The following is a 15,024-nucleotide window of genomic DNA, read 5'->3' as shown; positions in this document are numbered from 1 at the left end:
TCGAGGTACCGGTCCCGGTCGAGCACTCCGCCCGGCCGGGACCGGATCATGCCTCGCGAGCGCGCCGCTGCAGCGCGTCGATCACCACCGCGACGGCCAGCACGATCCCCGTGACGCCGTAGCGCACGGACAGGTCGAGGTTCAGCAGCGTCAGCCCGGTCGAGATGGACTGCACGATGAGGATGCCGAGGAGCGCCGACCAGGCCGAACCGCGGCCCCCGTACATGCTGGTCCCGCCGATGACGGCAGCGGCCACGGCGGTGAGCGTCACGTCCACCGCACCGGTGTCCTGGTTGGCCGCGGCGAGCCGTCCCGCGGCGACCACACCGCCCAGCGCGGCGAGCGTCGAGCAGGCGACGAACACGGACACGAGCACGCGGCGCACGGGCACGCCGGCGCGCCGGGCCGCCTCGACGTCGCCCCCGACGGCCCGCACGAACCGCCCCCACCGCGTGCGGCGCAGCACCAGGTCGACGACCGCGACCAGCCCGACGAACAGGGCGAACACCGCCCCGACGCCGCGGTTGGTGCCCAGGTACCCGACCGCTGCACCCAGCACCACGGCGAGCACCCCGACGCGGAGCAGCACCGAGCCGAGCGACTGCGCGGCGAGCTCGGCGGCGATGCGGCGCGAGCGGTCGTGCAGCCGCGAGGCGGCGTAGATCCCGACCACGACGGCGACGACCACCCATGCGACGGCCTGCGGCAGGAAAGCCGTCTGGCAGAAGCGCACCAGCCACGCCTGGAACGGGAGGTTCACCGACCCGGTCTCCCCCAGCACCCGCAGCTGCATCCCGCCGACGACGAGCAGCCCGGCCAGCGTGAACACGAAGCTCGGCACGCGCAGACGCGTGTACACGAGGCCGTACAGGAGACCCACGACCAGGCCCGCCGCGAGCGCGGCGAGCACCGCGAGCGTCAGGGGCCAGCCGAGGCTGACGGACCCCACGGCCACGACGGCGGCAGCGAGGCCGGAGACGGCGCCCACCGACAGGTCGATCTGCCCCAGGTGCAGCGTCAGGACCACGCCGAGCGCGATGATGCCCGTCGCGGCGGACTGCTGGGTCAGGTTCACCAGGTTGTCGCTGGACAGGAACGAGTGGTTGAGCGCCTGGAGCACCAGGCAGATCAGCACGAGGACGGCCGCGATCGGCAGGCTGCCCATCTCCCCGGTCCGCAGGCGCTGCCAGAACGCACCGGCGCGCCCGGCGGGCGCGACGACCGGCGTCGGCCCCGTCATCGCGCCACCCCCGTCATCGCGGCGAGCAGGTCCTCGTAGGTGACCCGGTCGGCGTCGAACTCACCGTTGGTGCGCCCCAGGCGCAGCACGACGATGCGGTCGGCGACGGCCTGCACGTCGGTCAGCGAGTGGCTCGTGATGAGGACGGCGTGGCCGCGCTCGCGCAGGCGCTCGACGAGCGTGAGGAACTCGGCGACCTGCGTGAGGCCGAGCGACGCCGTCGGCTCGTCGAGCAGGATGACGCGCGGCTCGCCGAGCAGCGCGCGGGCGATCGCCACCGACCTGCGCTGCGCCCCGGACAGCGCGGCCACGGGCACGCGGAGCGACGGCACGCGGGCGGCGAGCTGCCCCAGGACGCGCCACGCCTCCTTCTCCATCACGACCTCGTCGAGCAGGCCTCCGCGGATCGACTCCTGGCCCAGGAACAGGTTCTGCACCACGTCGAGGTTGGCGCACAGCGCCAGGTCCTGGAAGACGCCGACGATGCCGAGAGCGCGCGCGGCGGCAGGGTCGGCGAGCGTCACCGCGGCGCCGTCGACCAGCACGCTGCCCTCGTCGGGCTGCAGCGCACCTGAGAGCAGGCCGACGAGCGTCGACTTGCCCGCCCCGGTGTCCCCGACCACCGCGACGACCTCGTGGGCGTGGACGTCCAGGTCGATCCCCTGGACCGCACGCGCGGCCCCGAAGCTCCGGGAGACCCCGCGCAACGAGATGACGGGCGTGGGGCGCACCCCCTCGGCCGGCTCAGGCATCGCGCTCATCGGGCCTCCCCGTCCAGCAGGCCGGCGGCCACGCACGCCCGTGTGTACGGCTGCACGCAGATCTCCTCGGTGGTGAAGACGCCGCCGTCGACGATGACGCGGCGCACGTTGGTGATGTCGACGGCTGTGGGTGCCAGCAGCTGCGAGGGCACGCCGTCGATGCGGGACGTGGTGACGGGACGTTCGCCGTGCAGGACGCGGATGGCGAGTTCGGCCGCCGTCCGCCCCTGCTCCGACAGCGCCCGGTAGACCGTCATGAGCTGGGTGCCCTCGACGATGCGCTGCACGGCGGCCAGCTCGGCGTCCTGTCCGGTCACGGGTGCCACGGGGTCGAAGCCGGCCGAGAGCATGGCCGAGATCGCTCCCCCGGCCTCGCCGTCGTTCGCGGCGTACACGGCCCGGACGCGCGAGCCGTACTGCGTGAGCTGGTCGCTGACCCACGCCTGCGCCTTGTCGGGGCTCCAGTCCGGGGTGTCGTACTCCGCCAGGACGCGGACGGGCGTGCCCTGCAGGGCGGCGGCGAGGCCGGCGCGGAACCGGACCGAGTTGGGGTCGGTCGGGGAGCCGTTCACGACGAGGATCCCGTCGTCCTGCTCGAGCGGCGGCTCGGAGCCACGGCCGAGCGCCCGCACGAGCGCCTCACCCTGCAGCCGGCCCACGCGCGCCCCGTCGACCCCGACGAAGTAGTCCAGGGGTGCGTCCGCGATGAACCGGTCGTACGCGACGACGGGGACGCCGCGCACCTGCGCCTTGGTGACGATCGTCGCGGCGGCCGTCGCGTCGACGGCGTCGAGGACGAGGACCCCCGCGCCCTGGGTCAGCGCCGACTCGGCCTGCTGCTGCTGACGGGCGGCGTCCTGGTCGGCGTTGGCGTAGAGCACCCGGCAGCGCGGGCACCGCCGGGCTACCGTCTGCTCGAACGACGGGCGGTCGACGCTCTCGTACCGTGCGGCCTTGGACTCGGGCAGCAGCAGGGCGATGATCTGGTCCGACGGCGGCCGGCCACCGGGCGACACCGCGGTGGCGCAGCCTCCGACGCCGAGAACCACGGCCACCAGCGCGGCGACGACGACGAGCACGCGCCGGCTCACGAGGTCACCATCCCGATGGGGATGCTCACGCGGTCCAGGGCGATCGCCAGCGCACCGCGTACCTCGGCCGACGGGCCGAGCTCGCCCTGCACCACCTCGACGGGCCCGGCCGCGCTGGGGATGGTGCGTTCGCCGAGGGTGGCCCGCAGGGGGCCGAGCAGCATCTCCCCGGCCTCGGCGAGCTGCCCGCCGATCACGACGACCTCGGGGTCGATGACGTTGCAGACGCTCGCGGCGGCGATGCCGAGGTGACGTCCGGCGTCGCTGAGCACGCGCCGGCACCCGGGGTCGCCCTGCTCGGCACGCGTGATGACGTCGCGCAGGGCGAGGTGGCCGTGGCTGCCGCGCAAGGTCTCGAGGATCGCGCCCGCGCCGACGAAGGTCTCGAGGCACCCCCGGTTCCCGCACCGGCAGACGGTGCCGTTGTCGTCGATGGTCACGTGCCCCAGCTCTCCGGCCGCACCGATGCGGCCGCGGTAGACCTCGCCGCCCAGCACGAGCCCACCACCGACGCCGTGGGAGACGCGCAGGTAGACGACGTGGCGGCGCCCGCGCGCGGCCCCGAGCCGCTGCTCGGCGAGCGCACCGAGGTTGGCGTCGTTGTCGATGTGGACGGGCGTGGCGAGCAGGCCCCCGAGGACCTCCGCGACGGGCACGCCGTCCCAGCCGCGGAGCAGGCCGCGCGTGGCGACCTTGCCGGTGCGCACGTCGACGGGCGCGGGGATGCCGACGCCGACGGCCAGCACCTCGGGCATGGTCGCGCCCACGGACGCGACCATCTCCTCGGCCAGCATGGCGGCACGCTGCAGGCCGGCGTCGGCCCGGTGGTCGGGCGCGAGCGGGAGTCGCTGCTCGGCGACGATCCGGTGCGCGACGTCGGACAGCGCGACCCGCAGGCTCCGGGACCCGAAGTGCAGGCCGGCGACGAGGCCGAGGTTGCGGGCCAGCGTGACCTGCTGCGCGCGCCGGCCGCTGCGGGTGGTCGGTGACGTGTGCAGCACGCCCGAGCCCGTGAGCTCGTTGACGATGTTGGAGACGGTGGCCGGGGACAGGCCGGTGAGGCCGGCCAGCTCGACCTGCGTGAGCGAGCCACGCTGCTGGACGGCGTTGACGATGCGCGCCCGGTTGGCTTCACGGAGTGAAGTCTGCGAGCCCGGCGTGACTCGGTCATCGACCACCCGCGAACAGTACATCCCGGAGCGCGCCGATCGGGCGATCGACGTCGGCAGCGGCGCGGAATCACGCGGGTGCCGCGCCCAGGACCAGCGCCGGAGCAGGCGGCGCGCGACGGTGGGCCTCGTGCCCGGCCGCCCAGAGCACGAGTTGAGTGCGGCCCCTGAACCGAAGATTACGATTTGGTCTCCGCTGGCTTCATTTCTTGACGTCAAGGCCGAACACGAGTTTGCTGAGCGCTGTTCGGTTCCGGCGCAGGGCAGCGCCGCAGACCACGACGGGGCGGTTCTGACAGGGCTGCACCTGCCATGCCCCTCCGGCTTCCACAGCGATCAACGACGACGTAGGAGCATCATGCGTACACGACGTACCCTCACGGCCCTGACGGCCGGGCTCGCCGCGAGCACCCTGCTGCTCGCGGCCTGCAGCTCGGGCGACGACACCGCGAGCGACAACGGCACGAGCGGCAGCACGGGCGGCGACGCCAGCGAGGTCGAGGTCTTCACCTGGTGGGCCAGCGGCTCCGAGAAGCTGGGGCTCGACGCCCTGGTCAAGGTGTTCGGCGAGCAGCACCCCGACACCAAGTTCGTCAACGGCGCGGTCGCCGGCGGTGCCGGTTCCGCGGCCAAGGACCTGCTCCAGTCGCGCCTGCAGGCGGGCGACCCGCCGGACACGTTCCAGGCCCACGCCGGTGCGGAGCTGCAGGACTACATCGACGCCGGCCAGATCGAGGACGTCTCCGACCTGTACAAGGAGTTCGGCCTGACCGACGTCTTCCCCAAGGACCTCATCGACCGGCTGACGGTCGACGGCAAGATCTACTCGGTGCCGTCGAACATCCACCGCGCCAACGTCATGTGGGCCAACCCGACCGTCCTCAAGGACGCCGGGCTGGACCCGGCCGCCACGTACAGCACGATGGACGACTGGTTCGCCGCGCTGGACAAGGTCAAGGCCTCCGGCAAGACGGCCCTGTCCGTCGCGACGACGTGGACGCAGGTCAACCTGCTCGAGACCGTGCTCATCGCGGACCTCGGCGCGGACGGCTACTCGGGCCTGTGGGACGGGAAGACGGACTGGAACGGCTCGGACGTCACCAAGGCGCTCACGGACTTCCAGAAGCTCATGAGCTACACCAACACCGACCGTGACGGTCTGGACTGGCCCGACGCGACGCAGCAGATCATCGACGGCCAGGCCGGCTTCAACGTCATGGGCGACTGGGCCGAGGCTGCGTTCGAGGCCGCCGGCAAGAAGGCTCCCGCCGACTACACCTACCAGCCGGTCCCCGGCACGGACGGCGTCTTCGACTTCCTGGCCGACTCGTTCACGCTCCCCAAGGGCGCCAAGCACCCGGGCGGCACCAAGAACTGGCTCCAGACGATCAGCTCGGCCGAGGGCCAGACCGCGTTCAACAAGGCGAAGGGCTCCATCCCGGCGCGCAACGACGCCAAGGCCTCGGACTTCTCCGAGTACCAGCAGTCCGCCATGGAGTCGTTCGGCAAGGACACGATCGTCTCCTCGCTGGCGCACGGCGCGGCGGCACCGGTCGCGACGCTGACGGCCATCTCGGACGCCACCAGCAAGTTCACGACCGGCGCCTCGGACCTGGCGCAGTACCAGAAGGACCTCGCGTCGGCCGCTGCCGGTAGCTGACCGCAGACGCTCGACCGGTGACGGTCCCGCTCCCCTGCCGGGGGCGGGACCGTCACACCGACCGTCCCGCCTCACCGCGGGCGCCCGTCACGCTAGGAACACACATGCCACGCAACCTGCGCCGCTGGGGTCCTCCCCTGCTGATGATCTCCCCGTCGTTGATCCTGCTCGCCGTCTTCGTCTACGGCCTGCTCGCCGTCAACGCCCACACGTCGACGACGGACATGAACACGGCCGCCCAGGCGACGGGCGTCAAGCCGACGTCGTTCGTCGGGTTCGACAACTACACCAAGCTGCTGAGCTCGCCCGACTTCCAGCACTCCCTGAAGAACCTGGTGATCTACACCGTGGTCTTCCTGGTCGGCACCATGCTGTTCGGCTTCCTCTGGGCCTGGCTGCTGGACCGACCGGTGCGCTTCGAGGGCGTCTTCCGGTCCATCTACCTGTTCCCGATGGCCGTCTCCTTCGTCGCCTCCGGTGTGGTGTGGCGCTGGCTGCTCAACTCCAACCAGGGCGAGTCCGCGTCCGGCCTCAACAGGCTGTTCCAGATGATCGGGCTCGACTTCCTGCAGAACAACTGGTGGAACAACGTCAACTACGGGATCGCGGCCATCGCGATCCCCGCGATCTGGCAGCTGTCGGGGTACGTCATGGCCCTGTTCCTGGCCGGCTTCCGCGGGATCCCGGAGGAGCTGCGCGAGGCGTCGCAGATCGACGGCGCGACGACGTGGCAGATGTACCGGCACGTGATCTTCCCGCAGCTGTCGCCCGTGGCGCTGTCGGCCGTCATCATCGTCGGCCACATGTCGCTCAAGGCGTTCGACCTGATCATGTCGATCTCCAAGCCCGCGAACTACCAGACCAAGGTTCCCGCGGTCGACATGTACGTGCTCAAGTCGAGCTTCCACTACGCGGACGCCGCCGCGGTGGGCGTGATCCTGCTGGTGATCGTCGCCGTGCTGATCATCCCGTACCTCGTCCACATCTCGCGGGCGGAGAAGCGCGCATGACCACCACCACCGAACCCCTGACCGCGCCGATCAAGGCACCCGTGGCCGCCGGCGGCAAGGGCGGCCGCGACCGCTTCAGCGTGGGCCGGACGGTCAAGTACGCCCTGCTGCTGCTCTTCCTGCTGATCGTGCTGATCCCCGTCTACGTGCTGATCATCACCAGCTTCAAGGGGACCGGGGACGCCTCGCCGACCCGCGCGTGGAACCTGCCCCAGCACTGGACCATGGAGAACTGGAGCGCGGCCTGGACCGCGCTGTCGCCCGCGATCCTGCGCACGGTCGAGATGGTGATCCCGGCCGCGGTCATCTCCTCCCTGCTGGGGTCCATGAACGGCTTCGTGCTCTCGCGCTGGCGGTTCAAGGGCGCCGACCTGGTGTTCACGCTGATCCTGTTCGGGATGTTCATCCCCTACCAGGCCGTGATGATCCCCCTGCTCAAGCTCATGCAGGGTGCGCACATCCCCAGCGGCATCCCGTCGCTGATCATCCTGCACGTCATCTACGGCCTGCCGATCACGACGCTGATCTTCCGCAACTACTACCAGTCGATCCCCAACGAGCTGATCGAGGCGTCCCGCGTGGACGGCGCCGGCATGCTGCGGACCTACTGGTCGGTGGTCCTGCCGATCTCGATCCCCTCGTTCGTCGTGGTGCTCATCTGGCAGTTCACGTCCGCGTGGAACGACTTCCTGTTCGCGGTGTTCTTCTCCTCCAGCCAGAACGGCCCCGTCACACTGGCGCTGAACAACCTCGCCAACGGTGCACTGCTGCAGAACTACGGCGTCTCCATGGCGGGCGCCCTGCTCGCGTCGCTGCCCACGCTGCTCGTGTACGTGCTCCTGGGCAAGTACTTCATCGGCGGCCTGATGTCGGGCTCCGTCAAGGGCTGAGGCCGGACGCCGCGAGGGCGCCGCTCCCCGACCTCGGGGAGCGGCGCCCTTCGTCATGCCCGGCGCCTGCGGCCGACGACGAGCACGGCCGCACCGCAGAGCAGGATGAGCGCGGCCAGCCCCGCCAGCCCGGGCTCGAAGCCCGTCGCGCCCAGGGCGTCAGGGTCGGACGCGGACAGGACCGTCAGCGCCGCCTGCGCGCTCAGGCCCGACGAGATGCCCGTGACGACCAGGTGGTGCGAGCCCGCCGGCGTGTCGGTCGGCACGGTCACGGTGACATCGAGCGCGCCGCTCGCGCTCGCGTCGGTCGCCACCAGCAGCACCGGCTCCGAGTGCAGCCACACCTGGACCCGCTCCCCCGGCGTGAAGCCCGAGCCCTTGACGTGCACCGCGCCGCCCGCGCGGACCTTGCCCACCGACAGCGACAGGTGCGGCTTGCCCTTGCCGTGCCCGGGCTTGGTGTGCCCCGGCTTGGTGGGCTTCGGGGTCGGCTGGTGCGTGGGCTTCGTCGGGTGCGTCGGGTGCGTCGGGTGCGTCGGCTTCGTCGTCGGGGTGGCCGACGACGACGGCGTGGCGGACGGGCTCGGGGACGCGGTCGGCGTCGGGGTGACCGTCGGGGTGGGGGTGGGCGTCGGGTCGGTGCCGCCCTTCTCCTGGGCGTCGACGAGCACGGCGACGGTGCGGGCCGGCACGGTGACGGTCCCGGTGGCCGTGTCCCACGTGGTTGCCTTCACGACCTCGTCGGCCCCGTGCGCCTGGACCGACGAGAGCGCGTAGTCCCGGCCCGCGAGCGCGGAGATCTTCTGCGTCACCGCCTTGGTGCCGGCGTTGAAGACGACCAGCGCGCCGTCGAGCGCGGGATCGGCGTCGGCGCCGACGGTGTCGTCGATGCTCATGGTGATGACGCCCGGTACGGCATCGGAGCCGCTGCCCGGGAACGTCACCTTCTGCTCGATCGCGGCCGCGGTGCCGAGCCGGAACAGCCGGCTGGAGGTGCGCAGGCGCAGCAAGTCCTGCGCCTGGTCGGAAGCCGTCGCGACCTGGGCCGCGGTCGGCTTGAGCGCTGGGTTCTCCAGCAACGGACGCTGATAGTCCCACTTCGCCTGGTTGTCGGCGGCCTGGGGCAGGCCGTGGCCGAACCCGTTGTCGGCGCCGGTCCAGTCGATCGCGTTGAACCAGTCCCCGGAGTTGTAGCTGTTGCGGTCCAGCGACTTGCTGCGCAGCATGTCCGCGCCGGCGTTCCAGAACGACGGCGTCTGCGCGAGCGCGGTCGTCGCGAGCGACAGCGTGTTCATGCGGATGCGGTCGCTCATCGTGGTCGCCACGGGCAGCTTCATGGTGAGCGAGTCCCACAGGGTCTCGTTGTCGTGGGCGTCGACGTAGGTGATGACCTCGTCGGGCTCGTCGGCGTAGCCCGCCGGCTGGCCGTTGTAGTCGATCTCGCTGCCCTTGGTCGTCCTGCCGTCGCTCGTCGTGAACGCGTAGTCCCGCAGGTTCCCGGCCAGGCCCAGGCGGACCAGGTCGGCGTCGTGCTGGGCGGTCGCGAGCTGGTCGTCGGCCGTCCCGTTCGCCTCGGCGCCGTTGGGGTCGGTGTAGACCCCGGAGCCGAAGCCCTGCACCCGCGGGTCCTCGTCGAACGGGCCGCCGCCGCGCACGGCGTCGCGCAGCCGGTCGCTGAAGGTTCCGATGCCCGTGCCGCCCAGGTTGCCCTGGCGCGCCTGGGTGAACAGGGCGTCGTCGGCCACCTCGCCGAAGTTCCAGCCCTCGCCGTACAGGTAGGTCTTCTTCCCGTCGACGCCGTCCTTGGCCAGGGTCAACTTGTCGAGCGCCGCCCGGACGTCCAGAAGGTTCTGCTTGGACGCGTGGCCCATGAGGTCGAACCGGAAGCCGTCGACCTTGTACTCCTTGGCCCACAGGACCACGGAGTCGACCATGAGCTTGCCCGCCAGGGCGTGCTCGGTGGCGACGTTCTGGCAGCAGGTGCTCGTCTCGACCGCACCCACCGCGTTGAGGCGGTGGTAGTAGCCGGGCACCACCTTGTCGAGGACCGACGTGTCCGCCTGGCCCGATGCCGCGGTGTGGTTGAACACCTCGTCGAGCACCACCTGCAGGCCCGTGGCGTGCAGGGCGCCGACCATCGTGCGGAACTCGCCGACGCGCGCGGCGCCGTCCGGGTCGGTCGCGTACGACCCTTCCGGGGCGAGGTAGTGGTACGGGTCGTAGCCCCAGTTGAAGCCGTCCGTGTCCGCGGTCTTCGCGACGCACGCCTGCTGCTCGCTGGACGCGGGACCGTACGACGCCAGGTCGCAGTCGGGCGTCGCCTGCTTGGTGCGGTCCTCCTGGATGCTGGCGATGTCGAACGTCGGCAGCAGGTGGACCGTGTTGAGGCCCGCCGCGGCGAGCGCGCGCAGGTGCTTGGTCCCGGCGCTGTCCCGGGCGAAGGCCAGGTACGTGCCGCGCTCGTCGGCGGGGACCGTCAGGTCCTTGATCGAGAAGTCGCGCACGTGCAGCTCGTAGATGCTGCGGTCGACGGCCTTCTCGATGGTCGGCGCGGGCGTGTCGGCCCACAGCGACGGCTGCGTGCTCGGGTCGTCGAGGTCGACGACCACCGAGTGCGTGGAGTTCGTGGTCAGCGCGACCGAGTACGGGTCGGTGACGACGTTGTGCTCCACCTCGTCGGTCGAGGGCACGTAGACCTGGACGTCGTAGCGGTAGGCGGCGTTCTTCCATCCCGCCTCGCCGCGCACGCGCCACACCCCGTCGTCGGACCGTGTCGCGGCGACGCGCTGCGGCTCGGCAGTGGTGCTGCCGGCCTGGACCAGCAGGTCGACGTGCTTGGCGGTCGGCGCCCACAGGGCGAACGTCGGGGTGGCGTCGTCCCAGGTCAGACCCAGGTCGGCGTCCTTCGCCGACGCGTAGAGGTCGTCGACGACGCCCGGGATCTGCACCCCGGTCCAGGCCGACGCGTCGTCGCCGGTGCGCTGCAGGACGGCGAGCTGACCGGTGAGGAGATCGGCTGCGTCGGCCGCGTCGGCCGCGCTCAGGTGCAGGGCCACGTAACCCTTCAGCGCCGGGTACCGGTCCGTGACGGCCTGGGCGAGGCCGACGCTGTCGTAGGTCAGCTCGTGCGCCTGACCGCCGGTGACCTCACCGTCGGCCAGTGCGAGGCCGCCCGACGAGGCCGTCTCGAGCTCCCAGCTCAGGTCGGCGGGGTCGGCCCCGGCCGGGAGCAGGTCGCGCGGCCACGCGAGCGTGTCCCGCGAGACCCAGTGCGCGCGCTGCTGGCCCGTGCCGAGCAGCGGCGGGTCGGCCACCGTGACGGTCAGGACGTGCGTCGCGGAGTCGAACGTGAACAGCACCTGCTTGCCCTGGGTCGCGGAGAACGCGATGTTGGCTCCTCCCGCGACCCCGTCGGCGCCCCAGTTCTCGTCCCAGCTGCCCGTCGTCGTCTTGACCTCGTAGGCGCCGGTCGGGAGCTTCGTCGTCGAGAACGTGTACGTGCCGTCGCCGTCGGGGTCCTGCAGCCAGGCCGCCAGGCAGGCGGGCTGCCAGTCGGCCGAACACCCCAGCTCGGACTGGAAGCTGCCCGCGAGCGTGTAGAGCGGGCCCGCGGCGTTGTTGGTGAAGGCGTGCGTCACGGGGTCGTAGACGAAGGTGACGTCGGTCGACTTCGTCAGCGTGTACGTGACGTTGTCACCCCCGCGCACGCCGCCGGCGCCGTAGTTCTCGTCCCACGTGCCGCCGATCGCGACCTTGTACTCGTAGTCGCCCGCGGGCAGCGTGAAGGTGCCGGCGTAGACGCCGCCGGGCTGCTTGGCCAGCACGGCCTGCGTGCAGTCGGGCGACCAGTCGGCCGCGCAGCCCATCTCGGAGTTGTGGCTTCCCGGGACGGTGACCAGCAGGTCGCCGCCGCTGCCGGGGTCCGTGGGCGGTTGGGCGGCGTCGGTGCTCAGCACCCCGGTGGTGGTGTCGAGGCTGAAGGTCACCGTGGGGGTCTCGGCCGTCACGGAGAACGCGACGTTCCCGCCCGACGAGGTCCCGTAGCTGGTGTCCCAGCTCAGGTCGCGGATCGCCTTCGCCTCGTAGCTGCCCGCCGGGATCGCGGACGTCGTGTACGTCCAGGTGCCGTCGCCGTCCGGGTCGGCCAGCAGGCCGGTCAGGCAGGTGGCGCTCCAGTCGGACGTGCAGCCCTGCTCGGACTGGAAGTCACCGGCGACCGTGTAGACCGCACCGGCCGCGTCGTTGGTGACGCGGTGCGTGCTGGGGTCGTACCAGAACGTCACTGGCTTGTCCGGATCGGTCACGGTGTAGCTGACGTTGCCGGTCGCCGAGTTCTTGACGCCGTCGACGCCGTAGTTCTCGTGCCAGCCGCCGTTCTCGTCGCCCGCGGCCTCGTGGAAGGCGGCCCCGATCGCCACCTTGTACTGGTAGGTGCCGGCCGGCAGGTGGAAGGAGCCCGAGTAAAGGCCGTCGGCCTGCAGGGTCAGCTCCGCGTCGGTGCAGGTGGGCTGCCAGTCGGCCGAGCAGCCCATCTCGTTGTTGTGGTCGCCGGGGATGGTGACCTTGCTCGCCGCGTCGGCCTCCACGGGGCTGCCGCCCCCGTAGCCCTCGCCGACGGTCGCGTAGGTGCTGGTCACGGACGTGTTGCCGCTCGCGTCGACGACGACCGCGCGGTACTCGACGAGCGATCCGGCGTCCAGGCCCGAGGTCGTGTGGAACACGCGCGGGGAGCCGGTGTCGCTGGTGCCGAGCGTCGTCCAGTCGCCGTCGCCCGCGACGCGGTAGGAGAACGTCGTCTCGGCGTACGCCTCCTCGTCGAGCGTCACGGCCACCGGGTTCAGCGCCTTGACCGGCTCGCCGGGGTCACCGACGAAGGTCGCGGTGACCGGCGCGATCCGTGCCGGGAGCTTCGTCGTCGCACGGTAGACCACGGCCGACAGCGCCGGGACGGTCAGCGTGACGTCGCCGTCGGCCGTGACCTCGCCGGGCGCCTTGTCCGACGCGCCGCCCGTGTCGGTGCCGTAGATGCCCTCGAACGTCGCGGTCGGGCTCAACGGCGTGAAGGTCGCCTGCTTGCTCGTCGTCGCGTTGTTGACGGCCACCAGGTACTCGACCTGGTCGTCGCGGTCGACGCGCGAGAACGCGTAGACGCCCGTGCCGTCGGCCGTGTACTGCTCGACCTGCGCACCGTCGGACAGCGCCGGGTTCGCCTGGCGCAGCGCGCCCAGCTCCGCGATGTCCCGGTAGAGGGGGCTCGAGGTGTCGAAGTGGTCGGACGTGCCCATCGTCGTGCCGTCGATCAGCTTCTGGTCGGCGTACTCGTCGACCTGGGTGCCGAACATCGACTGCCGCGCGTCCTTGTCCCCGCCGGTGCCGACGAAGCCCTGCTCGTCGCCGTAGTAGACGACCGGCTGGCCGCGCGTGAGGAACATGAGCTGGTGGGCCAGGACGTCGCGCTGCTCGGCGTCGGACGTGCCGGCCAGGAAGTAGCCGATGCGGCCCATGTCGTGGTTGCCCAGGAAGGTGGGCAGGGCCGCCGCGTTCGAGTCGGGCATCGTGTAGTAGTCGTCGGACGCGTACAGCCCCTGCAGGCTCTTGGCCGAGCCGCCGCCCGCGTAGCCGGAGGCCGCCGACTGGAAGGAGAAGTCCAGGACGGAGCTCATGTCGGTGTTCCGCACGTACGGGCTCGTCTTGGTCGCGTCGGCGTCGTAGACCTCGCCGAACATGAAGAAGTCCTTCTTGCCCTCGTCGTGCGCGTGGTCCATGACCTGCGTCGTCCAGGACTTCCAGAACTCCATGTTGACGTGCTTGACGGTGTCGATGCGGAAGCCGTCGATGCCGACGTCGACCCAGTCCTCGAAGATCTTGGCCATGCCGTCGACCACGGTCTTGTTCTCGGTCATGAGGTCGTCGAGCGCGCCGAAGTCCCCCGTCGTCGACGACTCGCCGGCATAGGTCGACTCACCGCGGTTGTGGTACAGCGTGGGGTCGTTGAGCCAGGCGGGCACCTTGACGTCCTTCTCGTCGTCCGGGACCACCGGGGTGTACGGGAACGAGTCGGCGTTCATCTCCGGGAACGTCTTGCCCGTGACGTCGGCGAGGTCGAACGCCGTGCCGTCGGCGTCCTTGTACGGGCTCGTCGCGAGCGGGACGTACGGGTGGTCGCCGGTCTGGGTGTACTGGATGACGTCCGCCGTGTGGTTGGCGATGATGTCGAAGTAGACCTTCAGGCCCTTGGCGTGGGCGGCGTCGATGAGGCCGTCCAGCTCCGCCATCGTGCCGTAGTGCGGGTCGATCTTCGTGAAGTCCGTGACCCAGTAGCCGTGATAGCCGGCGGAGACGTCGTCGGTGCCGATGCCCTGCACGTACTTGTTCGTGAAGCTCGGGGTGAGCCAGATCGCGGTGGTGCCCAGACCCTTGATGTAGTCGAGCTTGCCGCGCAGCCCCGCGAGGTCGCCGCCCTCGTAGAACGCCTTGCTCGTGGGGTCGAAGCCGGTGGTGAGGCGGTCACCCGTGAGTCCGCCGCGGTCGTTGCTCGTGTCACCGTTGGCGAAGCGGTCCGTCATGGCGAAGTAGAACTGCTGACCCGAGCCCGGCTCGCGCACGGGCGCCACGGGCTTCGGGTCCTGCTCCGCGTCGGCCTGCAGGTCCAGGGGGGTCAGGCTCGTGCGGCCCGTCGCGCGGTCGAAGGACACCGCCAGGCGCGTGCTGCCCTTCAGGACCAGCGGGACGTTCGCCGCGCCGGCCGCGCTCGAGCCGCCGAAACCGTACGCCTCGTCCCAGCCGTGGTCCCCGACGACCTTGAACTCGTAGCTGCCCGCGGGGAGCGTGACCTCCCCCGCGTACCGACCGTCCTCGCCAGCGACCGGCGCGAGGTCGCCGTCCGTGCACGTGAGGTCCCAGTCCGCGGCGCAGCCGATCTCCGACTGCAGGCTCCCCACCAGCGAGTACGTCGTCGCGGCGGCGGATGCGGTCTGCTGGGCGACCGTCACCCCGGCGAGCGCGAGGGCGAGCGCTGCGGCGCCCGAGATCACTCGCCTGGCTCGGGCCGGGAGGTGCGGGGTGCGGCGGGTGAGCGCGGGGGCGCTGGACATGCGCTGACTCCTTCGTCTCCGCGCTGCGGCGCGCGGGCATGCGGGGCACGGGTGGGGCGCACGCGATGCGCGCAGCGCACCACGATCGGCGGTGCACGTCGCGGGCAGC

Annotated in this window: 8 protein-coding genes; 3 read left to right on the top strand and 5 right to left on the bottom strand. The window is 71.3% G+C overall.

The genetic code is table 11. The features are described from left to right. Positions 1 to 46: 46 nt before the first annotated feature. From IC607_RS15035 to IC607_RS15020, 4 genes are read right to left on the bottom strand one after another with little or no spacing between them, the layout of a single operon-like run. Entirely contained in the window at positions 47 to 1,240 is a 1,194-nt protein-coding gene (locus IC607_RS15035; protein ID WP_191788227.1) for a sugar ABC transporter permease, read from the bottom strand. Beyond that, on the bottom strand, positions 1,237 to 2,001 hold the full coding sequence (locus tag IC607_RS15030; RefSeq protein ID WP_225225118.1) for an ATP-binding cassette domain-containing protein: 765 nt from the start codon (positions 1,999 to 2,001) through the stop codon (positions 1,237 to 1,239). Before IC607_RS15030 ends, IC607_RS15035 begins: the two co-directional genes overlap by 4 nt. Continuing rightward, the gene (locus tag IC607_RS15025) at positions 1,998 to 3,092 is read right to left on the bottom strand and encodes a substrate-binding domain-containing protein (protein ID WP_191788226.1); all 1,095 of its coding nucleotides are present in this window, start codon (positions 3,090 to 3,092) and stop codon (positions 1,998 to 2,000) included. The genes IC607_RS15030 and IC607_RS15025 overlap by 4 nt, the downstream gene beginning before the upstream one ends. Further along, complete coding sequence (locus IC607_RS15020) at positions 3,089 to 4,270, bottom strand: ROK family transcriptional regulator (RefSeq protein ID WP_370526294.1); 1,182 nt, start codon at positions 4,268 to 4,270, stop codon at positions 3,089 to 3,091. The genes IC607_RS15025 and IC607_RS15020 overlap by 4 nt, the downstream gene beginning before the upstream one ends. Positions 4,271 to 4,619: 349 nt before the next feature. On the opposite strand from IC607_RS15020, the gene IC607_RS15015 reads away from it, so the two are divergent. The 3 genes from IC607_RS15015 to IC607_RS15005 all read left to right on the top strand — a co-directional run bounded on the left by IC607_RS15015 (position 4,620) and on the right by IC607_RS15005 (position 7,821). Next, on the top strand, positions 4,620 to 5,921 hold the full coding sequence (locus IC607_RS15015; protein WP_191788224.1) for an ABC transporter substrate-binding protein: 1,302 nt from the start codon (positions 4,620 to 4,622) through the stop codon (positions 5,919 to 5,921). 104 nt (positions 5,922 to 6,025) lie between these two features. Next, on the top strand, positions 6,026 to 6,931 hold the full coding sequence (locus IC607_RS15010) for a carbohydrate ABC transporter permease (protein ID WP_191788223.1): 906 nt from the start codon (positions 6,026 to 6,028) through the stop codon (positions 6,929 to 6,931). Beyond that, positions 6,928 to 7,821 (top strand): carbohydrate ABC transporter permease, encoded by an 894-nt coding sequence (locus tag IC607_RS15005; protein ID WP_191788222.1) that lies wholly within the window; start codon positions 6,928 to 6,930, stop codon positions 7,819 to 7,821. The genes IC607_RS15010 and IC607_RS15005 overlap by 4 nt, the downstream gene beginning before the upstream one ends. Positions 7,822 to 7,874: 53 nt before the next feature. Here the strand turns inward: IC607_RS15005 and pulA are convergent, their stop codons facing one another. Beyond that, positions 7,875 to 14,915 carry a pullulanase-type alpha-1,6-glucosidase gene (gene pulA, locus IC607_RS15000; RefSeq protein ID WP_191788221.1) on the bottom strand — a complete coding sequence of 2,347 codons (7,041 nt, stop codon included), beginning with the start codon at positions 14,913 to 14,915 and terminating at the stop codon, positions 7,875 to 7,877. Between the last annotated feature and the right edge of the window lie 109 nt (positions 14,916 to 15,024).

The sequence above is a fragment of the Cellulomonas sp. JH27-2 genome (assembly GCF_014837175.1).
Taxonomy (GTDB): Bacteria; Actinomycetota; Actinomycetes; order Actinomycetales; family Cellulomonadaceae; genus Cellulomonas.
The sequence above is the reverse complement of the archived record's forward strand: the minus strand, read 5'-3'. Positions and strand labels throughout refer to the sequence as shown.